Origin of the sequence: Planosporangium mesophilum (assembly GCF_016863255.1) — a bacterium.
Classification (GTDB): Bacteria; Actinomycetota; Actinomycetes; order Mycobacteriales; family Micromonosporaceae; genus Planosporangium; species Planosporangium mesophilum.
On sequence record NZ_BOON01000043.1, the window covers coordinates 30,807 to 54,006 of the forward strand.

Annotated in this window: 27 protein-coding genes and 3 tRNA genes; 15 read left to right on the forward strand and 15 right to left on the reverse strand. The window is 70.8% G+C overall.

Features of this window, described 5'->3' with window-relative positions; translation table 11 throughout:
- The first annotated feature begins 127 nt into the window (after nt 1-127).
- On the forward strand, nt 128-925 hold the full coding sequence (locus tag Pme01_RS31170; protein WP_239088392.1) for a helix-turn-helix transcriptional regulator: 798 nt from the start codon (nt 128-130) through the stop codon (nt 923-925).
- Here Pme01_RS31170 and Pme01_RS22205 read toward each other — a convergent pair.
- Nucleotides 922-1,866, reverse strand: a complete 945-nt coding sequence (locus Pme01_RS22205; protein WP_168113801.1) for a phytoene/squalene synthase family protein — start codon at nt 1,864-1,866, stop codon at nt 922-924. The genes Pme01_RS31170 and Pme01_RS22205 overlap by 4 nt on opposite strands.
- A gap of 132 nt (nt 1,867-1,998) precedes the next feature.
- Between Pme01_RS22205 and crtI the strand changes: the two genes are divergently transcribed.
- The 8 genes from crtI (at nt 1,999) to Pme01_RS22245 (ending at nt 7,361) form a co-directional block, all read left to right on the forward strand.
- On the forward strand, nt 1,999-3,486 hold the full coding sequence (gene crtI / locus Pme01_RS22210) for a phytoene desaturase family protein (protein WP_168113800.1): 1,488 nt from the start codon (nt 1,999-2,001) through the stop codon (nt 3,484-3,486).
- Nucleotides 3,483-4,028, forward strand: a complete 546-nt coding sequence (gene idi, locus Pme01_RS22215; protein WP_168113799.1) for an isopentenyl-diphosphate Delta-isomerase — start codon at nt 3,483-3,485, stop codon at nt 4,026-4,028. The genes crtI and idi overlap by 4 nt, the downstream gene beginning before the upstream one ends.
- Nucleotides 4,025-4,966, forward strand: coding sequence for a MerR family transcriptional regulator (locus Pme01_RS22220; protein WP_168113798.1), 942 nt, complete (start codon nt 4,025-4,027; stop codon nt 4,964-4,966). Before idi ends, Pme01_RS22220 begins: the two co-directional genes overlap by 4 nt.
- Before the next feature lie 219 nt (nt 4,967-5,185).
- The gene (locus Pme01_RS22225) at nt 5,186-6,070 is read left to right on the forward strand and encodes a polysaccharide deacetylase family protein (protein ID WP_168113797.1); all 885 of its coding nucleotides are present in this window, start codon (nt 5,186-5,188) and stop codon (nt 6,068-6,070) included.
- A gap of 122 nt (nt 6,071-6,192) precedes the next feature.
- Nucleotides 6,193-6,265: transfer RNA gene (locus Pme01_RS22230), tRNA-Glu, on the forward strand.
- Between the two features lie 37 nt (nt 6,266-6,302).
- A tRNA-Asp gene (locus tag Pme01_RS22235) sits at nt 6,303-6,376 on the forward strand.
- Nucleotides 6,377-6,451: 75 nt separating this feature from the next.
- Nucleotides 6,452-6,528, forward strand: a tRNA-Phe gene (locus tag Pme01_RS22240).
- 488 nt (nt 6,529-7,016) lie between these two features.
- Nucleotides 7,017-7,361, forward strand: a complete 345-nt coding sequence (locus tag Pme01_RS22245; protein ID WP_168113796.1) for an STAS domain-containing protein — start codon at nt 7,017-7,019, stop codon at nt 7,359-7,361.
- A 44-nt stretch (nt 7,362-7,405) separates the two neighbouring features.
- Here Pme01_RS22245 and Pme01_RS22250 read toward each other — a convergent pair whose 3' ends face one another.
- The 4 genes from Pme01_RS22250 to Pme01_RS22265 all read right to left on the reverse strand — a co-directional run bounded on the left by Pme01_RS22250 (nt 7,406) and on the right by Pme01_RS22265 (nt 9,397).
- A complete protein-coding gene (locus Pme01_RS22250; RefSeq protein WP_168114081.1) occupies nt 7,406-7,621 on the reverse strand; it encodes a DUF397 domain-containing protein in 216 nt (71 codons plus the stop codon).
- A gap of 189 nt (nt 7,622-7,810) precedes the next feature.
- Nucleotides 7,811-8,008 carry a DUF397 domain-containing protein gene (locus tag Pme01_RS22255; protein ID WP_168113795.1) on the reverse strand — a complete coding sequence of 66 codons (198 nt, stop codon included), beginning with the start codon at nt 8,006-8,008 and terminating at the stop codon, nt 7,811-7,813.
- A 79-nt stretch (nt 8,009-8,087) separates the two neighbouring features.
- Entirely contained in the window at nt 8,088-9,029 is a 942-nt protein-coding gene (locus Pme01_RS22260; protein ID WP_168113794.1) for a helix-turn-helix domain-containing protein, read from the reverse strand.
- Between the two features lie 68 nt (nt 9,030-9,097).
- Nucleotides 9,098-9,397, reverse strand: coding sequence for a DUF6232 family protein (locus Pme01_RS22265; RefSeq protein ID WP_168113793.1), 300 nt, complete (start codon nt 9,395-9,397; stop codon nt 9,098-9,100).
- Nucleotides 9,398-9,870: 473 nt separating this feature from the next.
- Here Pme01_RS22265 and Pme01_RS22270 point away from each other — a divergent pair, with 473 nt between their 5' ends.
- Together Pme01_RS22270 and Pme01_RS22275 are read left to right on the forward strand one after the other, a co-directional pair.
- Nucleotides 9,871-10,710 (forward strand): phosphoribosylaminoimidazolesuccinocarboxamide synthase, encoded by an 840-nt coding sequence (locus Pme01_RS22270; RefSeq protein WP_168113792.1) that lies wholly within the window; start codon nt 9,871-9,873, stop codon nt 10,708-10,710.
- 20 nt (nt 10,711-10,730) lie between these two features.
- Entirely contained in the window at nt 10,731-11,297 is a 567-nt protein-coding gene (locus tag Pme01_RS22275) for a hypothetical protein (RefSeq protein WP_168113791.1), read from the forward strand.
- Nucleotides 11,298-11,320: 23 nt separating this feature from the next.
- Here the strand turns inward: Pme01_RS22275 and Pme01_RS22280 are convergent, their stop codons facing one another.
- Complete coding sequence (locus Pme01_RS22280; protein ID WP_373315508.1) at nt 11,321-11,740, reverse strand: hypothetical protein; 420 nt, start codon at nt 11,738-11,740, stop codon at nt 11,321-11,323.
- A 44-nt stretch (nt 11,741-11,784) separates the two neighbouring features.
- The gene (locus tag Pme01_RS22285; protein WP_168113790.1) at nt 11,785-12,201 is read right to left on the reverse strand and encodes a PaaI family thioesterase; all 417 of its coding nucleotides are present in this window, start codon (nt 12,199-12,201) and stop codon (nt 11,785-11,787) included.
- Between the two features lie 132 nt (nt 12,202-12,333).
- Between Pme01_RS22285 and Pme01_RS22290 the strand changes: the two genes are divergently transcribed.
- Nucleotides 12,334-13,707, forward strand: coding sequence for an ABC transporter substrate-binding protein (locus tag Pme01_RS22290; RefSeq protein ID WP_168113789.1), 1,374 nt, complete (start codon nt 12,334-12,336; stop codon nt 13,705-13,707).
- A gap of 102 nt (nt 13,708-13,809) precedes the next feature.
- A complete protein-coding gene (locus Pme01_RS22295; protein ID WP_168113788.1) occupies nt 13,810-14,049 on the forward strand; it encodes a hypothetical protein in 240 nt (79 codons plus the stop codon).
- A 3-nt stretch (nt 14,050-14,052) separates the two neighbouring features.
- On the opposite strand, the gene Pme01_RS22300 is transcribed toward Pme01_RS22295, so the two are convergent.
- Together Pme01_RS22300 and Pme01_RS22305 are read right to left on the reverse strand one after the other, a co-directional pair.
- Nucleotides 14,053-15,285, reverse strand: a complete 1,233-nt coding sequence (locus Pme01_RS22300) for a PrsW family intramembrane metalloprotease (protein WP_168113787.1) — start codon at nt 15,283-15,285, stop codon at nt 14,053-14,055.
- A gap of 146 nt (nt 15,286-15,431) precedes the next feature.
- Nucleotides 15,432-15,980 carry a hypothetical protein gene (locus tag Pme01_RS22305; RefSeq protein ID WP_168113786.1) on the reverse strand — a complete coding sequence of 183 codons (549 nt, stop codon included), beginning with the start codon at nt 15,978-15,980 and terminating at the stop codon, nt 15,432-15,434.
- A gap of 81 nt (nt 15,981-16,061) precedes the next feature.
- On the opposite strand from Pme01_RS22305, the gene Pme01_RS22310 reads away from it, so the two are divergent.
- Nucleotides 16,062-16,715: a TetR family transcriptional regulator gene (locus Pme01_RS22310; protein WP_168113785.1), complete on the forward strand. Its 654-nt coding sequence runs from the start codon at nt 16,062-16,064 to the stop codon at nt 16,713-16,715.
- Here the strand turns inward: Pme01_RS22310 and Pme01_RS22315 are convergent.
- The 3 genes from Pme01_RS22315 to Pme01_RS22325 all read right to left on the reverse strand — a co-directional run bounded on the left by Pme01_RS22315 (nt 16,681) and on the right by Pme01_RS22325 (nt 19,372).
- Nucleotides 16,681-17,232: an RNA 2'-phosphotransferase gene (locus Pme01_RS22315; RefSeq protein WP_373315507.1), complete on the reverse strand. Its 552-nt coding sequence runs from the start codon at nt 17,230-17,232 to the stop codon at nt 16,681-16,683. The two genes, Pme01_RS22310 and Pme01_RS22315, sit on opposite strands and share 35 nt — an antisense overlap.
- A gap of 21 nt (nt 17,233-17,253) precedes the next feature.
- Entirely contained in the window at nt 17,254-18,450 is a 1,197-nt protein-coding gene (locus Pme01_RS22320) for an ABC transporter substrate-binding protein (RefSeq protein WP_168113783.1), read from the reverse strand.
- Between the two features lie 121 nt (nt 18,451-18,571).
- Nucleotides 18,572-19,372 carry an alpha/beta hydrolase family protein gene (locus Pme01_RS22325; protein ID WP_168113782.1) on the reverse strand — a complete coding sequence of 267 codons (801 nt, stop codon included), beginning with the start codon at nt 19,370-19,372 and terminating at the stop codon, nt 18,572-18,574.
- 84 nt (nt 19,373-19,456) lie between these two features.
- Between Pme01_RS22325 and Pme01_RS22330 the strand changes: the two genes are divergently transcribed.
- Nucleotides 19,457-20,041, forward strand: a complete 585-nt coding sequence (locus tag Pme01_RS22330; RefSeq protein WP_168113781.1) for a bacterial proteasome activator family protein — start codon at nt 19,457-19,459, stop codon at nt 20,039-20,041.
- Here Pme01_RS22330 and Pme01_RS22335 read toward each other — a convergent pair.
- The 3 genes from Pme01_RS22335 to serS all read right to left on the reverse strand — a co-directional run bounded on the left by Pme01_RS22335 (nt 20,038) and on the right by serS (nt 23,160).
- Entirely contained in the window at nt 20,038-20,841 is an 804-nt protein-coding gene (locus tag Pme01_RS22335; RefSeq protein ID WP_168113780.1) for an HAD family hydrolase, read from the reverse strand. The two genes, Pme01_RS22330 and Pme01_RS22335, sit on opposite strands and share 4 nt — an antisense overlap.
- Nucleotides 20,835-21,725: an HAD family hydrolase gene (locus Pme01_RS22340; protein WP_168113779.1), complete on the reverse strand. Its 891-nt coding sequence runs from the start codon at nt 21,723-21,725 to the stop codon at nt 20,835-20,837. Before Pme01_RS22340 ends, Pme01_RS22335 begins: the two co-directional genes overlap by 7 nt.
- Nucleotides 21,726-21,903: 178 nt before the next feature.
- A complete protein-coding gene (gene serS, locus Pme01_RS22345; protein WP_168113778.1) occupies nt 21,904-23,160 on the reverse strand; it encodes a serine--tRNA ligase in 1,257 nt (418 codons plus the stop codon).
- Nucleotides 23,161-23,200: the final 40 nt, after the last annotated feature.

A 23,200-nucleotide genomic window follows, 5' to 3' on the forward strand; every position in this document is an offset into this window, starting at 1 on the left:
GAATGAACAACGCAACTTTCTCGCGGGATCTTGCATCATCTGGCAATCACGGTGCGGTGCGTTGCCCTTACCGATCGTGAATAGTTGAGTGGCCTTCGGTCTGGTCCGGTGCATTCACGAGGAGCTGATGGATACCCACCACTTTGCCGCTCGTATGGGCAGCGCCCTTCCGTCCCTGGTGCGCTGGGGATTGTCGCCCGACGCTGACCTGGTCTACCGCACCCTGGTGTCGCTCGACACGGCGCGGGAGAGCCAACTGGCCCAGGAACTGGGGATGGCCCATGAGCGGGTCCGTGAAGCAATGCGCGAACTGGCGCACGCCGACGCTATCCGGCGGGTATCGTCCACGTCGCGACGCACCACCAAGGCGAACGGGCGGGCCGTCTGGGCCGCTCGACAGCCCAATCAGGTCGTCCGGCAACTGCATGGTCACCGCACGCACCCGAACGGGACAGCAGCGATCCGAGGCACGGTTCCCGGACAGAGCGTCCCGCCGCCGAGGAAGCCACCAGCCATGGAGACAGCCACAAGACCGGTACCGGCCGAACCGACACCATCGACCGCTCCGCTCCACCTGGGGACGGCGACCGCGCGGGGGGCCGGCCCGGACCGGGTGGCCGGCGAGGGCCGGCGCTGGATACCCCAGCAGGCTCAGCCGGCGTCGTTCGAGGCGCTGAGCGGCGGGGGCGGCCACGACGACTGCCAGTCGGTCGCGCTCACCCCGCGCGAGCGGGCGATCGTCGAACTGCTCGCGCAGGGGCACACCGACGAGACCGCCGCGCGGGAGCTGGACCTCAGTCGGCGGACCGTCGGGTACGCCCTGGGCGGGCTGATGAGCCGGCTCGGCGTGGACAACCGGTTCCAGCTCGGGCTCGCGCTCGGCGCGATGCGGGCCGCCACCCCGGCGCCGCGGAACAAGAGCTAACCGAGTCCGCCCACCGGCTGGGCACGGCGGGCCGCACCCTGCGGTACCGCCACCCCGGCCGGGGTCAGCACCGACGCGAGCGCCACGGCGAGCCGGCGCCCCGCCGATACCCGGGCGCGCTCGGCGAACACGTCGTACCCGAGCTTCTCGACCTCGTCCAGGATGCCGCCGTAGAGCCGGTACGCCGCGCGGATGCAGCCCTGCGAGCCCGGCGCGAGCATGGTCACGCCGGGGGCGGCGTGCCGGTAGTGCTCGCGCGCCCGCCCCACCTCGTACGCGATCAACTCCCGGATCCGGCCGTCCACCACCCCGACGCCGAGGCCGCCGGCGGCCCGTGCCGCCTTCAGGTCGGCCGGCGTGACGCCGAAGCGGGCCAGGTCGTCCCGGGGCAGGTACACCCGCCCGAGGTCGAGGTCCTCGGCGACGTCGCGGATGAAGTTGGTGAGCTGGAACGCCAGTCCCAGCTGGCGGGCCGGCTCCCGGGCCGCCGCCGGATCCGGCGAACCCAGGATCGGCAGCATCATGGTGCCGATCACGGCCGCCGAGCCCTCCATGTACCCGAGCAGGTCGTCGTAGCTGTCGTATCCGCTGACGGTCAGGTCCATCGCCATGCTGGCCAGGAACTTGCGGAAGTCGTCGAGGTCCAGGTCGAAGACGCTGATCGTGTGCAGCACGGCGGGTAGCAGCGGGTCGTCGACGACCGCGCCCGCGAGGCCGGCCAGGAAGGCGTCCGACCACGCGGCGAGCCGGGTCGCGCGCTCGGCCGGCGGGAGCGCCTCGGTACGGTCGACGATCTCGTCGGCGTACCGGGCGAAGCCGTACAGGGCGTGCACGTGCCGGCGCTTCCACTCCGGCAGCAGGTGGGTGGCCAGGTAGTACGTGCGACCATGCCGGCGGTGCAGTTGCCGGCAGCGCTCGTACGAGGCGGCGAGCGGTTCCATCCCGGTTCCCATTCCTGACCCTGAATCGACGCAAGAATCGACGCAACTTCAGAGCCTACGCTACGATTCGACCCTGGGCCAGGAAAGCGACGCAGGACACCGCGTGCCGAACGGCCAGCTAGGAGGAGCGACGTGCGAAGCGTTACCGGGCCGACCCGACGGGTCGTGGTCGTCGGCGCCGGACTGGGCGGCCTGGCCTGCGCGATCCGCCTTGCCGCGGCCGGTCGCGAGGTGACCGTACTGGAGCGCGAGGCCTACCCCGGCGGGCGAGCCGGCAGGCTGAGCCTCGACGGGTACGAGTTCGACACCGGTCCGACCGTGCTCACCATGCCCGACCTGCTGGCCGACCTCGTCGGCAGCGTCGGCGAGGAGCTGGACGACTGGATCACGCTCAACCGGCTCGACCCGGCGTACCGGGCGCACTTCCCGGACGGCTCGACCCTCGACGTGATCAGCGACACCGCCCGGATGGCCGGCGAGGTGTCCCGCGTCTGCGGGCCCCGGGAGGCCGACGGCTACCTGCGCTTCGTCGACTACACCCGGGAGCTCTGGCGGCTGGAGCGCGACGACTTCATCGACCGCAACCTCGACACCCCCCGCGACCTGGTCACCGCGAACCTGCTGCGACTGGTGGCGATGGGCGGGTTCCGCCGGCTGCAGACCAAGGTCGACCAGTTCTTCCGCGACGGCCGTACCCGGCGGATCTTCTCCTTCCAGGCCATGTACGCGGGCCTCGCACCGCGTGACGCCCTCGCCCTCTACGCGGTGATCGCCTACCTCGACACGGTCGCCGGCGTGTACTACCCGGCCGGCGGCGTCCACGCGGTCCCGAAGGCGCTCGCCGGCATCGCGGAGAAGCACGGCGTCACGATCAAATACGACACCCGCGTCACCGGCGTCGTCACGCGGGCCGGTCGGGCCACCGGCGTCACCGTGTCCGACGGGGAGTTCGTCCCGGCCGACGTGGTCGTCCTCAACCCGGACCTTCCGATCGCATACCGCGACCTGCTGCCCGGCCCGCGCCGGCGGCTGTCGAGGCTGCGTCACTCACCATCCGCCGTCGTGCTCCACATCGGCTCGATGCAGGCGTACCAACGGATCTCGCACCACAACGTCCACTTCGGGCGCGCCTGGGAGCGCACCTTCGACGAGGTGATCCGCCACGGGCGACTGATGAGCGACCCGTCGCTGCTGGTCACCAACCCGAGCCGGTCGGATCCGTCGGTCGCACCCGCCGGCCGGCACACGTACTACGTCCTCGCGCCCGCGCCCAACCTCGCCAGGTCCGCCATCGACTGGCGGGGCGGCGCCGCCGAAAGCTACCGCGACGAACTGATCGGGACGCTCGAACAGCGCGGGTACCGCGGGTTCGGCGACGGCATCGAGGTGTGCCACACGGTGACCCCGGCCGACTGGGCCGACGCCGGCATGGCGGCCGGCACGCCGTTCGCGGCGGCGCACACGCTGCGCCAGACCGGACCGTTCCGCCCCGGCAACCTGCACCCCGCGCTGGACAACGTCGTCTTCGTGGGCTCCGGCACCCAGCCGGGCGTCGGCGTACCGATGGTTGTCATCTCCGGTCGGCTGGCTGCCGAGCGCATCACGGGAGTGACGTCATGAGCCGCGAGAAGACCCTCGTCGAACTGGTGGACGCCAACGGCCTGACGATCGGCTCGACCACCGTCGCCGAGGCGCACACCGCACCCGGCCGCCTGCACCGGGCGTTCTCGGTCCTGCTCATCGACGCCGGCGGCCGACTGCTGCTACAGCAGCGCGCCGAGATCAAGACCCGGTTCCCGCTGCGCTGGGCCAACGCCTGCTGCGGCCACCCGGCTCCGACCGGCGACCTCGTCACGGCGGCGTCACGGCGGCTGGACGAGGAGCTCGGTCTCGGCTCGATCGCCCTCAAACCCGTCGGCGTGTACGTGTACCGCGCGCTGGACCCGGTCACCGGACGGGTCGAGCACGAGTACGACCACGTCCTGGTGGGCGAGGTCGACGGTGAGGTGCCGAGCCCCGACCCGAGCGAGGTGCTCGCGCTGCGGTGGGCCGACCCGGCCGACGTGCGCCGGGCCGTCGAGGCGGAGCCGCAGTCGTACGCCCCCTGGCTGGCCGGCGTGCTGGCGGTGTGGGACGCGGCGCAGGCGGAGCCTGGCGGGTGAGCGACGAGCTGTTGAGCGCCGGGGCCGCCGCCCGCCGCCTCGGGGTTGCGGTCACGACGCTGCGCAGCTGGCACCAGCGGTACGGGCTGGGCCCGAGCGGGCACGAGCACGGCCACCATCGCCGCTACACCGGCGACGACCTCGCCCGGCTGGTACTGATGCAGCGCCTCGTCACGGCGGGCGTGGCGCCGGCCGAGGCGGCCCGGTGGGCCCGTCGGTCACCGCGGGACGCGCCGGTGCCGGCGCCGTCACCCGGGTCGGCACTGAACCCGGCCGCGCGCAGCGGTGGCGGTTACACCCTCGCCCTCGGCGACGCCGACCCTGCCGCGCGGGGGCTCGCACGCGCCGCGCTGCGGCTGGACGTGCTCGCCGTACGCGATCTCGTGGCGGCCGCCGTCGCCGACCGGGGCGTCGTCGGCGCCTGGGACGAGGTGCTGTGCCCGGTACTTGTCGCGCTCGGGGTACGGGCCGCGGCCGCGGCGGAGCTGGTGGAGGTCGAGCACGCGCTGTCGGGCTGCGTCTCGGCGGTGTTCGCGTCACTGGCGTCCGCGCCGTCTGCCCAGCCGGCGCGCGAGCGTCCGGTACGCATCCTGCTCGCCTGTGCCGACGAGGAGCAGCACAGCCTGCCGACCGAGGCGCTCGCCGCCGCGCTCGCCGAGCGCGGCATACCGTCCCGTGTGCTCGGTGCCCGGGTACCTCCGACCGCGCTACGCGCCGCGGTACGTCGGACCGGGCCGGTCGCCGTCCTGCTCTGGGCCCATTCCATCGCCACCGCCGACCCGGCCCAGTTGAACGGTCTGCTGTCCGGCCGCGGGCGTCCCGCCGTCGTCGCCGCGGGCGGACCCGGCTGGGACGCCGCCACCGTTCCGTCCGGTGTGGTGCTGCCCGCGACCCTCGTCGAAGCGGTCGAACTCTTCGTCGCCGCAGCTCATTCCTAGCGTCGATCCGGGAGTAACGGCGGCCGCGAACGGCGTCTCCGGCGACCGCTTCTCCTAGATCGACGCAACGGGATCAGCGCCGTGGCGCGCTCATCGGAACAGCGTGATAAATGCCTAAACCAATGTTTTAACCACCCGTACCGGGCCATAGCGCTCCTGGCCTCGCCACCCCGTACGGGATCTCTCGCGGCGGCCGCCCTCGCGTCCCTGGAGTACCGCATGCCGCCTCACCGCATCCGCACATCGGCACTACTCGCCGGATTTCTCGTCGTGGTGCTCGGTACCTGGTCCGGCGACAGCTTCGGCGAACGCCCGGCCTCGAACCTGTCGAAACTTCGTGACCATTCCCAGCACCACGCGCTGAACCGGGTGGCGGTCCCGCCGACGGTCACACCGGCCGCAGCCGCGCCGGGAGCACCCCGGGCCGCGCCACCCGCCGCGATCTTCACGCCCGGCGCCGTGGCCAAGTTCACCGGTACCGAAGGGGTGGCGCTCACCTTCGACGACGGCCCCGGCGACCAGACCCTGCCCCTGCTCAACGTGCTGCGAACCTGGGGCGTGAAGGCGACCTTCTGCTTGATCGGCTCGAACGTCCGGGAGCACCCCGATCTGGTGCGGGCGATCGTGCGCGACGGGCACAGCCTGTGCAACCACACCTGGAACCACGACCTGAACCTGGGCGCGCAGCCGCCCGACGTGATCCGCTCCGACCTCCAGCGGACCAACGACGAGATCCACCAGGCCGTGCCCGGCGTACCGATCAACTACTTCCGCCACCCGGGCGGCAACTGGACCCCGACGGCGGTGACCGTCGCCGAGGAGATGGGGATGACCTCGATCGACTGGGACACCGATCCGACCGACTGGGACACCACCACGTACGGCGTCGGGCCGATCATGATCGATCACATCGTCTCGACCATCAAACAAGGTGCTCAGCCCGGATCGATCGTGCTGTCCCACGACGGCGGCGGCGACCGGACCAGCACCGTCGCGGCGTACGAGGCCCTCCTGCCGTACCTGATACAGGACCGGCGTCTGCACCTGGTGCCGCTGCCGACCACGGAGTACCGGCAGGTCGAGGCGGCCCCGCGGACCAAGTAGCGGCAGACCGGACAGCCATTTTGCAGACGGTTGGGTGGTCACGTATGCTTCACAGGCCTCCGGCGGGGCCCGGACGGGAGCTACACCGCGCGATGTCGTACGTGTGCGATGATTGCGGGGCCGCCCCCATCGTCTAGCGGCCCAGGACGCCGCCCTTTCAAGGCGGTAGCACGGGTTCGAATCCCGTTGGGGGCACGACAGGCCGCTATGGCAACATAGCGGCTACATACGAGGTCCTGTGGAGCAGTTGGAGTGCTCGCCGCCCTGTCAAGGCGGAGGTCGCGGGTTCAAGTCCCGTCAGGACCGCAAGCGCCGTCGCCGTGCGTGAGCCCACGCGCGGCGACTCGCTTGTTCGGCAGGTACGATGTGCCGAGCAGACGAGGGCAGGTAGCTCAGTCGGTACGAGCGTCCGCCTGAAAAGCGGAAGGTCGGCGGTTCGACCCCGCCCCTGCCCACCAGGCCCTTCGCCGGGCTGACAGAGCGGTGACCAGCGGTGACGCAGGTCACCGTTTTTGTTTTACCGGTCGCCGACGCCCGGTCGGTCAACTCTTCGGCCCGCAGAGCAGTCGGTCACGATTCTTGCGCAGCCCCAGCGTCCACAACCTGTGGATAGAACGTGTGTACGAACGCTTCACGAGGCCGCGTTCGGCCGAACGGCTCGTCACCATGGCCCGAACGGGTCCGTCCTGTCGCGGCACGTCACCAAAGGCCCTCGACGTCGTTCCAGATACCGGGATTACGGGAATTGTCCGCATCCCGAGTCGCCGGTCGGCCCGACCGCCGGCCAGCGGCAGGCCCTTCGTCTGCGTTCCCCGACGGACGTAGACGCGGAGCCGACGTTGGACCACCCACCATGACCGAACATCCGAGGGCAGCGCGTCCCGGTCGTCGTTAACGTGGGTGGCCCGGACATACCGTGCGATCTCAAATAGTAAGGACAAGATAGGTGCAAATCGAGGAAAATCGCTCTGGCGACCCCCTCGCGTTGAGCCGGCTGAACACTGACCGCGGCACGGTTCGCCTCGCCGCGTCGGGCGAGATCGACATCTGCAACGCCGGCCGGCTGCGCGCCACGATCGAGACCATCGTCAGCGAACCGGCGACGCGACGACTGACCGTGGACTTCGCCGACCTGAACTACATCGACTCCATGGGCGTGTCCGCTCTGATCATGGGCATGCGCCTGAGCCAGCACAACGGCACCGAGTTCGGGGTCGTCAACCCGCGCGGCGAAGTCCTCCGCGTCCTGCAGATCCTGGGCCTCGACCGGGCGCTGGCGCCCGCCGGGTAGCAACACACTCTGGCTGGCCTGGTGCCGAACCTCGCGCAGGGCGGCTACGGCGGACCGGCCGGTGTGTCGAAGTCGCCCGCTCGAACCCCGTACAGGAAGTTCGCCCACTCCTTCTGAGAAAACGCCAGCCAGGGACCGGTCGGATCTTCCGAGTCACGTAGGTAGGCCGATGTCGGATCATGGGCCATCTCCACACAGGCGCCGTTCGCACAGGAACGACTGCTCCGTCGCCAGGACAGACGGCCATCTCCGTCGAACATCCAGTCACCCCTCTCACCGGGTTCCCACAGCCACCATAAGAAACCGGCGGAGGAAAGGACCAGATGTTCGTGAATGAACTGAGTGCGTGAAGGTTTCAGTACCGGGACGTAGCGGCGCACAACGTCATAACCCGGAGCGGCACAGCGACGAGGGCGCGCCGAGGGGCGCGCCCCGCCTCGACGGGAAAATTAATTGAACTCGCCGGCACGGATTCCGGCGACGAAGGCATCCCACTCGTCCTGATCGAACGTGAGGACCGGACCGTCGGGATCTTTTGAATCCCGCAGCAGTACATACGACTGGTCGACCTTAGCCACCTCTATGCATGCGCCACTGGCACAGAAGCTGCTTCTGCGCCAATCCGTTGACAGACGGTTCAGGTCCACTCTGACCTCGCCTTCCTTCTGAAAGAGATGACCACACAAAGAAGGGCGCGCCAGCCGTGACGCGCCCTTTACCGGCGCGTCAGCCGGGATCCGTGGGACGGAACGAGGAGAGTGCGGTCTCTGCCCGCTGTTGGACGAGGCGCACGGAGTCGGCCTCGTCGTAGGCGGCTTCCCAGAGATTGTCGAAGATGACCCGATGGCGATCGATCTTCGCCCTGTCTTCCACGATCTCGTCGATGATGGAGCTTTCGCGGTACATGATCGCGTCGTCGGCGCTCAGGTTGACGATCTCGTATGACCCGAACATCGGCGGCGGCGCGTTCTCGGCGGCAAACGGCAGGATCCGGATCCTGACCCGATTCTCGCCGGCCAGCTTGACCAGGTACGTCAGCTGGTCGCCGGTCACCTGAGGGCCGCCCACCTGCCGGTACAGCACTGACTCGTCCAACAGCAGGAAGATCTCCGGCGGGGTCTTCCGCGCGAGAAGATCATCGTGCCGGCGTAGCCGGACCTCCAGGCGCACCTTGCGGTCGGCCTCCGCGAGCTCGTCGCCGTAGCTGCGTAGGACGGCCTCCGCATACTCCGGTGTCTGCAGACGCCCGGGAATGATGGTCATGTAGAAGTGCCGGACCGCGGTCGCGTCGGACTCGTACTGGATGAGCTGGCGCATCGCCGGAGTGATGTGGTCCCGCAGGTTCTGCGCGTCCCACCACATCTGGCGACGCCGGGAGACCCGGGCGTCGGCCACCAGATCGTCGACCCGGGCACGATCGGTTATCCCGAGATAGGAGAGCAGCGGTCGCAGGTCGTTCGCGGTGATGGAGACCTCGCCGCTCTCGATGCGCATGACCTTGCTCAGCGACCACTCCATGGCCTCGGCCACCTGGCCCTGGGTGAAACCCAGCGCCTCGCGCGCCTCGCGGATCGCGTGGCGTACGCGACGGCGCGCGATTGCTGGCGAGTCACCCGCGACCATGCCCACCTTCTCGATCTCGGTGCGGTACCGGATCCATGCCACCACGCCGTAGCCAGATCGCGATCGGGATACCGAGCGTGACGGTACGCGGTGAGCGTACTCACATCTACCTATCAGCGGTATCCCAATGTGCCATATTGCTCGTCTCGCTCGCGCCTGCCCTCAAGCGCACGGAGCAAACCTCGCCTCACCTGCCCGAACGTGCGCATGTCGGAAGACTCGAAGAGCAGCACCTCGACGCCCTGATACCTGGCCCGAACCTGACAGCTCCGCGGCGCGAACCAGCGGAGGTGACCGGGCGCGACGTGCACGTCCTCCAGCTCGTCGATCGCGAACGTTCGAGGAGCGGGCTGGACGACCGCGAACACCTGGTCGGTGATCACAATCTCCGGCCCCCGGTAGTAGACCGTCATCTCCGTTGCCCCTCTCAGGTCATGCGAGGGGGATGAGGATGCGACGCCGCAGGTTCCCCGCCTCGCTTCCAGCAGAGTCGAGGGCGGCGGCGCGCCCGGTGTCAGCCGGTGCCGCCACATCTCACGCCGCAAACCCTGTTGTGTCTCACCGGTAGCGTGAGTATGCGCGGCCACATCTCTGCCTCGCCAGGCAACAAATTGCTATATCGCAGATAGCGCTATACCTGACGGTGGTCTCTCGAAAACCGTGGCGCTGCCCCGCCCCGTCCGGCGAGGCAGCGGCTCCATCGCGACTACCCGCCCACATCGGGGCCATTCTGGGCCGCCGGCCCGATCCTCACGCCGTCCACACATGCCCCGGCTCACCGGGCGTGCGCCGCCGCTTCATGCCTCGTGCTCACCCCGCGTGGTCGGCGCACACCCCGAGCAACGAGAATCGGTGCCGGAGACGAAAACAAGATCGGGGAGTACCGGTGGAGCTGCTGCATTCGGGCAAGGTCCGGGACGTCTACGCCGACGGCGACGACCTGATCCTGGTCGCATCCGACCGGGTCAGCGTGTACGACGTCGTCCTGCCCACCCCGATCCCGGACAAGGGCGCGCTGCTCACCCGGCTCTCGCTGTGGTGGTTCGACCAGCTCGCCGACCTCGTACCCAACCACATCGTGTCCGCGACCGATGTACCCGAGCGCTGGGCCGGCCGGGCCATCCGGTGCCGGCGGCTGGACATGGTTCCGGTCGAGTGCATCGCCCGCGGCTACCTGGCCGGACTGGGCCTGCGCGAGTACACCAGCACCGGCGCAATCTCCGGCGTGTCCGTACTGGCCGGGCTGGTAGAGGGTTCGAAGCTGCCCGAGCCGATCTTCACGCCGACCACCAAGGCGCCGGTCGGCGAACACGACGAGTTCATCGGCTTCGACGACGTGGTCGCCCGGACCGGCGCGGAGACCGCCGAGGCGCTGCGTGACCTCACGATCCAGGTGTACCGGCGGGGCGCCGAACTGGCCGCCGAGCGCGGCATCATCATCGCCGACACCAAGCTGGAGTTCGGCCGGGCGCCGGACGGCGCGCTGATCCTGGCGGACGAGGTGCTGACCCCCGACTCGTCGCGCTTCTGGCCGGTCGGCTCCTGGCAGCCGGGGCGGGCGCAGGACTCGTACGACAAGCAGTACGTCCGCGACTGGGCCTCGGACCCGGCGCTGGGCTGGGACAAGACCGCCCCCGGCCCCGAGATCCCGCCGGAGGTCGTCGAGGCGACCCGCGCCCGCTACGTCGAGGCGTACGAGCGACTCACCGGTGAGCGCTGGGACTGACGTGCCGTATCCTGTCGTACGTGTCGACAGGGGTCGATGTAATCGTCCGGCGGCTCTGGTGGGCCGTACCGGAGCTGATCGCCGTCGCGGTGCTCGCCGCGCTGGTGTTCCGTAGCGTCCCGGCCGAGCCGGCCCTCAGCTCTGCCGCGCTGCGTGACAGCGTCGCCGGGCGCGTCGCCGCGGCGATCGAGCGGGCGTCGCCGGCCGAGCACGCGGGCCACGGCCACGCCGTCGATCCGGACGACCGGATGCTGTGCACGGTCGAGGTGTTCGGCGTCGACCCGTCGGGGACCACCCGGCCGTCCAAGGTCACCCGCGCGTACGGGTACTACCTGTGCGCGGTCGGCAGGCCCGGTACCCCGTACCTGGAGTCACGGTTGTCCAGCGGACCGGTCGTCGCGTCGATCAGCGACCGGGTACGGGTCACGATGGTGGCCTCGGGTGAGAACTACCGCGAGCAGGTCCACCTGCTGATGCCGCGGTACGAGCGGCAGGCCGTTGCGGGGTTCAGCAGCCAGGACAAGCCGGCCCAGCTGCAGCGACGGTTCGAGCTGTCGGTGACCGCCGGGTCACCGGCGGCCCGCTGACGCGGGCTGTGGCGGCTGGCCCGTCAGCGCTCGCCGCCGTCGCGGCGGCGCAGCGTCGCCACCGCCGAGCCGGCGAGGGTCATCAGGCACTGGGGCAGCTTGCCGTCGGCGATGGCAGCCCCGAACAGCGCCTCCCCGCTGGCGTCGTCGGCGTTGGCGTACGCGCTCAGGAACCGCGCCACCCACCGCTTGTCGTAGGGGGCCTCTTCGATGCCGGGGAACTCCAGCCGCCACGGTCCGGCGACTATGCCGTCACCGACCGTGGCGCCAGCCAGGCTCCACGCGACCTCGTACGCGCCGGTCACGCCGGAGCGGACCGCCGCCTTGTCGAACGCGTCGACCACGCCGTCGCCGTCTCCGGCCAGCGCGGAGCGCAGCACGAGCGCGACGTCGTCGAACACGTCGTCCGGTTGGGCTTCCACGTTGCGCAGCGTATCCGTCACCGTCAAGAACGGCAGTGTGAAGCGCCTCTCCCGCGGTCGCCGGGTTACGGCTGGCGGATGGCGCAGGTCAGCCGGGCGGTACAGAGCCGGTCGCCGGCGGAGTTGGTCACCACCACCTCGTACGAGGCGATCGACTTCCCTAGGTGCAGCGGCGTCGCCACCCCGGTGACCACGCCGGACCGGGCGGACCTGTGGTGGGTGGCGTTGATGTCGACTCCGACCGCGATACCGCCGTGCTCCCGCGCCGCGTGCAGGGCGGCGCCGACCGAGCCGAGGGTCTCCGCCAGCACGCAGGAGGCGCCGCCGTGCAGCAACCCGTACGGCTGCTGGTTGCCCTCGACCGGCATCGTCCCCACCACTCGCTCCGGCGACGCCTCGATCAACGTTATGCCCATCCGCGTGGCGAGCGAACCGGGCAGGTCGAGCAAGGAGGTGAGATCATCCGCCGAGAGCGTTTCCATGGTCGGGACGCTACCGGCAGATCAGGGCGGCACGTTCAGCGAACAGCCAGCGACATGAATCACACGAAGCCTCCATGATCGACGGAAAGGGCGCTAAGGTGCGCTCGGCAGGTACCCGGAGGGGAGTAGCTCATGCGGCGTGTCACCCGCCCCGTATCGACTGTTGCCGCGGTGGCCGCGGTGCTGCTCGCGGCGAGTTGCGGCACCTCGAAGCAGCCCGAACGCGGAGCGAGCGGGGACAGGGGCGACGGTCAGGTCCGCCTGTACGGCTCGGACGGCAACATGAGCAGTTCGTTCGGCGACGTCCTCAAGGACCAGCAGGGCGTGCTGGCCGGCATGAAAGGGACCGCGCCGCTCTCGCCGCTCACCGAGGAGTTCAAGCGGCGGATCCGGGGCGTCGACCCGAGCGTGCCCGACTTCAACTACGCCGGTGAGGCGTACGACGCGGTCATCGTCTCGGCGCTGGCGGCCGAGGTCGCGCGCTCCACGGACGCCTCCACGATGGCGAAGAACATCGTGGGCGTGACCGTGGGCGGCACCGAATGCGCCAGCTTCCAGCAGTGCGCCGCCCTCGTACGGCAGAACCAGAACGTCCAGTACCGAGGGGTGTCCTCACTCAAGCGCAGCGGCTTCACGGACGCCGGCGAGCCGTCCACCGCCACCTACGGCACGCTCAACTTCGGCCGGGACAACCACATCGACGACGCCAAGACCGAGTTCGTCGGTGCCGGTGACGAGTCGACCGCGAGCAGGAACGCTGCCGCGCCCGCGCCGTCCACGCCGCCCGGCAGCGGCCGCGCCCCGAAGGCGCCGCCGCTGAAGTTCGGCGGCCTGCTGCCGCACACCGGCGCACTCGCCAGTGCCGGTCCGCCGATCTTCGCCGGCGGGAAGCTCGCGGTACAGGAGATCAACGAGGCCGGCGGGGTGCTGGGCCAGCCGGTGGAGTGGGTCGACGGCGACGACGGCACCAGCGCGCAGACCGCCGTGATAACGGCCGACAGGTTCATCGCCGCCGGCGTACAGGTGTTGATCGGCCCGGCCGCCTCCACCGCCGCCGCCGCGGTAGTTCCCAAGGCGGTGGCGGCCGGGCGTATCGTCTTCTCGCCTACGGCGACCTCGGAGGGGCTGTCCCAGCTCGACGACAAGGGCCTGTTCTTCCGTACCGCGCCCTCGGACAAGCTGCAGGCCAAGGCCCTGGCCGACGTCGTGATGCGGGACGGCGTCTCCAAGGTGGTCGTCGTCGCCCGCGACGACGAGTACGGCACCGGCCTGCGCAACGGCATCCAGGCCGACCTGACCGGCGCGGGGATCAAGGCGAGCAACATCAAGGTGCTGTCGTACAAGGTCAAGGACAAGTACGACGTCGCCGACCAGACCGGCCAGTTCGGGCCGCTGGCCAAGGCCGTCAAGGAGTTCGGGGCGGACGCGGTGGTGATCATCGGGTTCGAGGAGTCCGCCCTCTTCGTCAAGGCGCTGCGCGACGAGCAGCTGGTCCCCGGGTCCTAGGGGCGTCACGACCGTGGCCTCGGGACCATACTGAGGCGCGACGTTGTGACGATCATCGTGATGGGTAAGTGTCGACCGGTGGACCCCCCGAGAGGAGTTCGGATGAGCGACAGCGTGGAGACCAGGGGCGACGAGCGGAACGACCTGGTGGTGAAGGACGCCAACAACGACGGCAGGCCGGACCTGTGGGTCGTCGACACCGACGGCGACGGCAAGCCGGACGTGTTCCAGTTCGACACCGACGGCGACGGGAAGGTCGACATCACGATCGTGGACCGTACCCAGGACGGCCAGCCCGACGAGGTGATCGACGGCGACGGCGGGATGCCACCGCGGACCTGAGTCCTACGTCAACGCGCGCAGCATCAGCGCCAGACCGAGCGCGCCGAAGACGGTCACCCACGCACCGATCAGCCACATGACGGTGCTACCGGCGAAGGGCCGGCGGCTGGACGCCGGCCCGAGCCCGAGGGCGGCCAGGCTGTGGCGGGCGCGCAGCACTTCGCGGGCGTGGGCGGCCGCCTCCGCGGTCAGCCCACCGTCGGCGGTCGTCCCCCGGCTCAACTCCACGGCCAGCCGTGACTGCGCGTCCTGGAGCCGCCGGGCCGCCCGGTCGCCGGCCCCACCCGCCCGGGCGTACGCGGCCCGGCGCAGCCTCGCCCGCCCGCCGAGCGAGGACAGCGCGCCCAGCTCGGTGGGGGTGACGATCCGCCGGTCGGCGAGGGCCGCCAGCACGTTCGCGTAGTAGTCGCCCTCGCGTACCCGGGCCAGGTGCGCCAGGGCGAGCGCCAGCCCGAGTACCGGGCCGCCCTTGATCAGCAGCACGGCGACCTGACCCGGCGTACCCAGGCCGAACCCGCCGGCCAGCAGGGGGGAGTTCCACAGGAAGTGGCACAGCCAGGCCCCGCCGAGGCACAGTCCCGCGACACCGGCACGGGCGGCCCGGGACCGGTCGACGCGTACCACCGCGTACCCGACGCCGGCCCCCGCGAGGGCCGTGAACACGGTGTGGCTCCAGGGCCCGGCGAGGATGCCCCGCGCGATGAGCGTGGTGAACACCGGCTCGACCCGGTCACCGGTACCGGCCGCCTGGACCGCCATCGCCGCGTACGAGACGTTCTCCATCACCTGGTAGCCCAGGCCGACCATCGCCCCGTACACCATCCCGTCCACGACGCTGTTGACCTGGGCGGCGGCCAGCAGCGCGATCACCAGTACGCCCAGGAACTTGAGCGTCTCCTCGACGGTCGGCCCGGCGAGCGCCGGCCCCCACATCGCCGCGAACCGCGGCGACACCAGCTTCGCGATCAGATTGTCGGCGGCCACGTTGCCGGGTACCGCGGTGGCCGTGACCACCACCGCGCCCCAGGTGAACGCGGTCGCGAGGAGGATCGGCGGCTCGCGTTCGAGATGGTCGAGGTTCACGATGAAGAGCACGAACGGTACGGCGTACATCCCGAACACGACGAACGCGGTCGTCATGGCGACCGGGTAGCGCCCGAACGGCAGGGCGACCATCGTGCCGAGCGCGACCGCGCAGACCAGCAGTAGCCCCGTGAGCAGCCAGAAGACCGGCATCCGTAGCGATCCGAAGAGGTCACCGACGAGCGGCGTCGGCCGCACCGGAGCCGCGACGGCCGGTCGTGGCGAATCCGGGGCCACGCCGGTCGGCCGAGGTGACCCGGGCGGCCCCGGTGATGCGGGCGGTCCGGGCGATTCGGCCGTCACGCCGCCCTCGCGATGCTGGCGGCGGCCGCCTCGATCGCCGGCAGCCAGCGGGCCAACTCGTCCGGCGGTCCGCTGGCGGTGGCGTCGACGACCGTGGTCGACCCGAGGACGCGTACCGCGTACCAGCCGCCGTCCGCGCCGGCGTGGAACCGGCCGGTGAGGGCTCCGGAGGGGGTCGGACTCTCCGCGCCGGTGGTGCTCGCCCCGAGGCCGTCACGCAGCCTGGTACGGAGCCGGTCGGCGGCGGCGGCGGTGGTGATCCGGTCCGGGGTGACCAGGATGGCGAATCGCACCCGGCCGACGAGGAACATCGCGTACCCGGAGTCCCGGCCGGGACGGGTCTGGCTGACGTCGAGCCGGGCACCGGCCGGCGGTACGACGGTCACCCCGTCGGTGACCGCGTACACCACCCCGGACGCCACCGCCCGCTCGCCCGGGAACGCCCGGTCGAGCGCGGGCAGCCCGAGGGAGATCGTCGCGATGACAGCGAGGATCGCCAGGCTGCATGCGGCGTTCCGGTGCAGCCCGCCGTGCGGGACACCCATCCCTCGACGGTATCCCGCGCCGTCGCGCCGGGGCCCTCGTACGCGCCAACGCGGATCACTGCCGCGTGACACCATGACGGGATGGTGACCGTCCCCGGCGGCGCCGGCCGTCCGCTGTGCGGTCGGCGCGAGCGCAGGAAGCTCCAGACGCGCGCCGCGCTCGAGGCGGCCGCGCTGCGGCTCTTCGCGGAGCGCGGGTACGAGCGCACCACGGTCGAGGACATCGCCGACGCCGCCGACGTCGCGGTACGCACCTTCTTCCGGTACTTCTCGTCCAAGCGACACGTGCTCTTCGGGGACGTGGCCCACACGATCGCCGGCCGGCTGCGGGCCGCCCTGGCCGAGCGGCCGGCGGGCGAGCCGCCGGTCGACGCCGTACGCGCCGCGCTGGACGCCGTGGACATCGACGAAGACCAGTACGCCCCGATCGTGGCCCGGCTGCGGCTGGTACGGCAGCTACCGGAGCTGCTCCCCGCGTACCAGATGATCTTTCACGAGTTGCACGAGACCATCGCGGACTTCGTTGCCGACCGCACCGGCGAACCGGCCAACTCGCTCCGGCCACAGCTGCTCGCCGGGGTGGCCACGCTGTCGGTCCGGGCGACGCTGTGTGAACTGGAGGCCGGCGAGACCAGCCCGGGGGCGCTGCGAGCGCTGAGCCACCAGACCTATGACGCGCTGGCGAACGGCCTGCGGCAGATCAGCGCAGGTACTCCGGCGGTACGTGGTCGGTGAGCCACACGCCGTTCGCGCTGCGGTAGAACGGGTACCCGTCGGCGGCCATCGTCGCCGCGTCGATCTCGAGGATGCTCACCTGTGACCGGCCGCCCCGCCTGCGGGCGCCGACACGATGGGCGGTGGCCCGGTCGCTCGAGAGGTGTACGTGGTGGCGACGCCCCTTGCGCAGCCCCTCGGCCCGGATCGCCGGTACGGTCGCGGCCGAGGTGCCGTGGAACAGGACCGGCGGCGGGGTGACCGCGTCCAGCCCCAGGTCGACCGGGATCGAGTGGCCCTGGCTGGCGCGGATCCGGTCCCGCCCGTCCGGCCCGGCCTGCACCGCGAAGCGCCGCTTGTCGTTTCCGGCCACGACCGCGTCGAGTTCGGCACGGCTGACCGGCCGGCCGTGCGCGGCGAGGGCGGCGAGCAGGTCGTCGACCGCCACCCAGCCGTTGGGGTCGAGGGTGAGCGCGACGCTGTCCGGTCGGTGGCGCAGCACGTACGACAGTCGCTTCGACACCGCGACGAAATCCACCCGACCCACGCTAGCGGCGGGCTACCCCAGCGTGGTCAGCGGCGTCAGGACGACGTTGGACAGCACGCCGCCGTCCCGGCGCACCTGCCGTAGGTACCACATCTGCAGCGGGGTGCGGTTCTGGTTGAACTGCCACGGACCGCGCGGGCTGTCGATCGACCCGATCTTGCCGAGGGCCAGGTTGACGGCCTGCGGTGTGAGGGTGTCCCCGTCCACCGCGGCGATCGCCTTGTCCAGTACCGAGGCGGCGTCGTAGGAGGCCATCGCGTACGAGGTGGGGGCGGCGTTGTGCGCCTTCTGGTACGCCGAGGCGAACCGCCGGTTGGCGTCGTTGTCCAGGTCGGACGAGTAGTTCATCGAGGTGTAGATCTTCTCCGCGGCGGAGCCCTGGTCCCGCAGCACGGCGCCCTCGGTGAGGAAGCCCGGCGCGTACAGGTCCTGGGGCAGGTTCAACTGCCGGTACTGCTTGACGAACTCGACCGCCTGTGCGCCCGCGAAGAAGCAGAGCACGGCCTTGGCACGGGAGTTCCTGATGCTGGCAAGGTAGGGCTGGAAGTTCATGGTCGGGGTCGGGGTGAACGGCGTGTAGATGGGCGCGCCCTCGACCTTGTCGCCGTACGTCGACAGGAACCCTTCGATCTCGTCGTGCCCCGCCTGGTAGTCGGGCGCGATCAGCGCGACCGAGCCGTTACCGATCTTGCTCGCCACGTACCGGCCGAGGGCCTTGCCCGGCTCGTCGTTGACGAACGAGGTGCGCCAGATGTACCGGACGCCCTGAAGGGTGGTCGGTGAGGCGTTGGAGCCGATCAGCGGGGTCTGTGAAGCCTCGACAAGGTCGCGAACCGCGGCCATGGTGGCCGAACTGGCCACACCGGACAGCGCCAGTACCTTCTCCTGCTTGATCAGACGCTCGACGGCGGCCTTGCCGGACTCGGCGGTCTCGCCCTCGTCGACGGTGATCAGGTTGGCCGGCCGGCCGCCCAGGCTCTTGTTGTTGAGGCTCAGGTACAGGTCGAAGCCCCGGCTCAACTCGTCGCCGATCGTCTTGTACATGCCGGACTGCGGCACGACCAGCCCGATCCTCACGGGATCCAGGGTCGTGGCCGACTGCCGGTCCCCGCTGCCGATGCCGCAGGCTGACAGGATGGGCGCCGCGGCCCCTCCGACGCCGAGCGCGGCGAGAAGTCTGAGCGCCTGCCGGCGGGTGAGCTCGGACAAGTGATCCTCCACAAGGACGGCAGGGCCCAGCCAGTACCCGACCCCGATGCGCGTTCTACCCGCTTTCTCGGTGAGCGTCAATCCGCTGCCACATGGCGGTCGTCTCGCGACCGCGTCGTGCTCATCGCGCGATCGTGTCGAGTGCCGCGAGTATCTGCGGCCACACCGCCGACCGGGGATCGATGACCGCGAAGTGCTCGGTGCCCGGCAGTTCGACGAGGCTCACGTCGTCGCCGGCCGCCCGGGCAGCAGCGACGTACTCCTGGCCCACCTCGATCGGCACCCGGTCGTCCTCGGTACCGTGCACGACCACGGCCGGCACCCCCGAGGGCAGCAGCCGCACCGGGTCGGCCTCCGCGTACCGCTCCGGCACCTCCTCCGGACCGCCGCCCAGCAGCGCCGCCACCGCGCCGCCGCCCAGCCCCAGCCGGTGGGCCAGGCCGAGGTCGGCCACGGGCGCGAGCGCGAGCACACCGCGTACGGGTGTCCCGGCCCGCTTCGCGGCCCACAGCGCGAGGTGGCCACCGGCCGAATGGCCGGCGAGGACCGGACGGGTCAGGTCGGGAACGGCGACGCCACGGCCGGTGAGGGCCTCCGCGATGAGGCCGGGTACGCGTGCCACCGCCTCCGCCACGTCGGTGAAGGTCCCCGGCCAGCCCCCGCCGTCCTGGCCCACCCGACGGAACTCCACCGAGGCGACGGGGTAGCCGCGGCCGGCCAGGTCGACGGCGAGCGGAGCGGTGTGCCGCCGGTCGAACTCCGCCTTCCAGAACCCGCCGTGGATGAAGATGATCAGCGGACCGCCGGACTGGCCGGCGGGCAGCCGTACGTCCGCGACGTGGTCGGGCTGGGTGCCGTAGCGCACCGTGAAGTCGGGTTCCGGTGCCCAGCGGGTGAGCACCTCGCGCGGGTCGGCCGTCATCCCCCAAGATTCTCATGGTCGGCACTGTCATCATTGGGGGACCGGCTTGCGGATCGACCGTAGGCCTGCGTAAGGATTGGACCCATGGCCGACAACGTGGAGCAGCCGGACCAGCCGGACGTCGAAGAGCGCCGCACCGTGGTGGTGGTGGGCCCGGACGGTCGTCCCGTCGGCACCGTGGATCTCGAGAACGACCAGGGTGACGAGGGTGAGGACCCCAGCAAGCTGATCGAGCAGCCGGCGAAGGTCATGCGGATCGGTAGCATGATCAAGCAGTTGCTCGAGGAGGTACGCGGAGCCCCACTGGACGAGGCGAGCCGGCAGCGGATGCGGGACATCCACAGCCGGTCGATCATCGAGCTGGCCGAGGGTCTGTCGCCCGAACTGCGCGACGAGCTGGACCGGCTGACCCTGCCGTTCGCGGAGGGCAGCACGCCCAGCGAGTCCGAGCTGCGGATCGCGCAGGCCCAGCTGGTGGGCTGGCTGGAAGGGCTCTTCCACGGCATCCAGGCCGCGCTGGTGGCCCAGCAGATGGCCGCCCGCGTGCAGTTGGAGCAGATGCGCGGCGGACGGCCGGCACTGCCCGTCGGGCCGGGCGGGCGCGTCGTGCCCGGCATGATGGCCCCGCAGCAGCCGGACGGCCCGAGCGGCACCGGCCAGTACCTCTAGGGCAGCAGCTTCTCCAGGTACGCACCGACCCCGTCGGCGTCGTTCGCCTCGGTCACGTCGTCCGCGGCGGCGAGCACCGACGGGTGCGCGTTGGCGACCGCGACGCCGCGGCCTGCCCAGGCGAACATGGGCAGGTCGTTGGGCATGTCACCGAATGCGACCACCTCGTGCGGCGCCACCCCGAGGCGGTCGGCCACCCAGGCCAGGCCGGCCGCCTTGGTCACCCCCGCCGCCGACACCTCGACGATGCCGCTGGACGACGAGTGGGTCGCCTCCGCGACCCCGTCCAGCAGGCCGGTGACCAGCCCGTTGAACGCCTCCGGATCCTGCGGGCCGGCGTTCACCAGCAGCTTCACCGCGGGCTGGGCGACCAACTGGTCCGGTTCCACCGGGTGCACCCCGTCGTGGTCGACCTCCCAGCCGCCGACCTGGTACGCCGGCTCGTGCAGGAGCACCCGGCCGCCGTCGGTCTCCACCGCCAGCCGTACGCCGGGCACGGCCGCCCGCAGCCGGGCGGCTGCCTCCGCCAGCGCGGCCGGCGACAGCGGCGTGGTGTGCAGGATCTTGTCGTCGACCGGGTCGTAAACGGCCGCGCCGTTGGCGACCACGGCCAGCGGCCGGATCGGCAGGTGCGCGTACGCCGGGGGCAGCCACCGGATCGGGCGCCCCGTGACCAGCACGACGGTGCTACCGAGGGCCTCGACCCGCACCAGCGCGGCAACGGTACGCGCCCCGATGGTGAAGTCGTTCCGTACCAGCGTTCCGTCCAGGTCCGTGGCGACCAGGCGTGCTCTCAGCATGCGGTCATCGGCGTCGCGGTCATGGTCGTCGGGGTCAAGGTCGTCGCGGTCATCGGAGCCAGGATCGCATCCAGGTAGACGGCTACTCCGTCGGCGTCGTTGGAGAGCGTCACCTGGTCGGCCGCGGCGAGGACGTCCACGTGGGCGTTGGCGACGGCGACGCGCGCGAAGCCGGCCCAGGCGAACATCGGCAGGTCGTTGGGCATGTCACCGAAGACGAGGACGTCGTCGGGGTCGACGCCCAGGGTCTGCGCCACCACGGCCAGACCGCTGGCCTTGTCGACGCCGGGCGGACAGATCTCGATGTACCCGAGTCCGGCCTGGGTGACCGTGGCGACCGAGGGGTCGATCAGCCGGCGGGCGAGCGCCAGCAACTCGTCGGCGTCGTAGCTGTCGTGGTAGGCGAACCCCTTGATCACCCGACCGGTGAGCGCGTCCGCGCGTACCCTCGCCTCCACGACCTCCGGGTAGCGCCATGCCGGGTGGACGTCCCCCCACAGCGGCGCCCCCGACTCGTCACCGGCCTCGACCATGACCGAGAGGGGACCCACCTCGTGCTCCAGGGTCGCGAGCAGGTCGGCGAGGGCCTCGCCGTCGAGCCGCTCGTCGCGCAGCACCAGCGGCGTGTCCGGGTCGGTCAGGTCGACGACCCGGCTGCCGCCGCCCATCACCAGGAAGTCCGCCGCCGGGATGTCGGCGCGGACCAGTTCGATCAAACGGGGGCCGCGGCCGGTGGCGCCGACGATCGGGATGCCGGCCGCCTTGACGCGCGCCAGCACCTCATGGGTGTACGGGCCGACCGTGTCATCGCTGCGCACCAGGGTGCCATCGAGATCGGTCGCGATCAGCTTGGGCAGGCCGGGCCTGGGCTTCTGCTCGGTCATGCTCGCCTCCTGGCATGGGCGGGCAGCAACCGTACCTCGCCTACCGGGGCGTCGCCCGTACTCCAAGCAAAGATCGTTCCAACAGGTCGCCACAGAAGATCGACCGACGTCCGCATCGGAGGTCGTGGTGTCAGGGTGGTCCCGAGGCCACGACCTCCCGTGCGGACGTTGTGACGATCTAGCGGGGCTCGATGACGTCCCGGCCGCCGAGGAAGGACTGAAGGGCCTTGGGTACCCGTACCGAGCCGTCCGGCTGCTGGTGGTTCTCCAGGATCGGGATCAGCCAGCGGGTCGTCGCGAGGGTGCCGTTCAGCGTCGCCGCGGTCTGCGTCCGGCCCTCGGCGTCGCGGTACCGGATGTTGAGCCGCCGGGCCTGGAACGTGGTGCAGTTCGACGTCGAGGTGACCTCGCGGTACCGCCCCTGCGACGGCACCCACGCCTCGATGTCGTACTTGCGCGCCGCACTCGATCCGAGGTCGCCAGCGGCCACGTCGATCACCCGGTAGGGCACCTCGACCTTGGCGAGCATCTCCTCCTGCCAGGCCAGCAGCCGAAGGTGCTCGTCGTGGGCCTCCTCGGGCCGCACGTACGAGAACATCTCGATCTTGTCGAACTGGTGCACCCGCAGGATTCCGCGCACGTCCTTGCCGTACGAGCCGGCCTCCCGCCGGAAGCACGTCGACCAGCCGGCGTAGCGCATCGGGCCGTCCAGGTCGAGGATCTCGCCGCTGTGGTACGCCGCGAGCGGCACCTCGGACGTGCCGACGAGGTACAGGTCGTCAGCTTCGAGACGGTAGATCTCGCTGGCGTGCGCGCCGAGGAAGCCGGTGCCCTCCATCGACTCCGGCTTGACCAACACCGGCGGTACGACCGGCGTCAGCCCGTGCTCGACGGCCTGTTGCATCGCGAGCTGGAGCAGCCCCATCTGCAGCAGCGCGCCGACCCCGGTCAGGTAGTAGAACCGGCTGCCGGACACCTTCGCGCCGCGCTCGACGTCGATCGCGCCCAGCGCCTCACCGAGCTCCAGGTGATCGCGAGGGTTGGCGATCTCGGGTTTCCGCCCGACCTCGCGCAGCACGACGAAGTCGTCCTCGCCGCCCGGGGGCGCACCCTCCTCCACGACGTTGGACACGGCCATCTGCGCGCGGCGAAGGGCCTCGTCCGCGGCGTTCGCCGCCGACTCGGCCTCCTTCACCTGCTGGGACAGCTGCTTGGTACGGGCCAGCAGCGCTTCCCGCTCCTCGCCCTTCGCCTTCGGCATCTGCTTGCCGAGCTGCTTCTGCTCGGCGCGCAACGCCTCGAAGCGGGACACCGCCGACCGGCGGGCCTCGTCGGCGGCGAGCAGCGCGTCGACGGCGCCCTCCGACTCACCGCGGGCGCGCTGGCTGGCGCGCAACCGGTCCGGGTCTTCTCGCAGCAGGCGCAGGTCAATCACGATGCGTGAGCTTACCGTTCGGAGGGTCGTCCGCCCACTT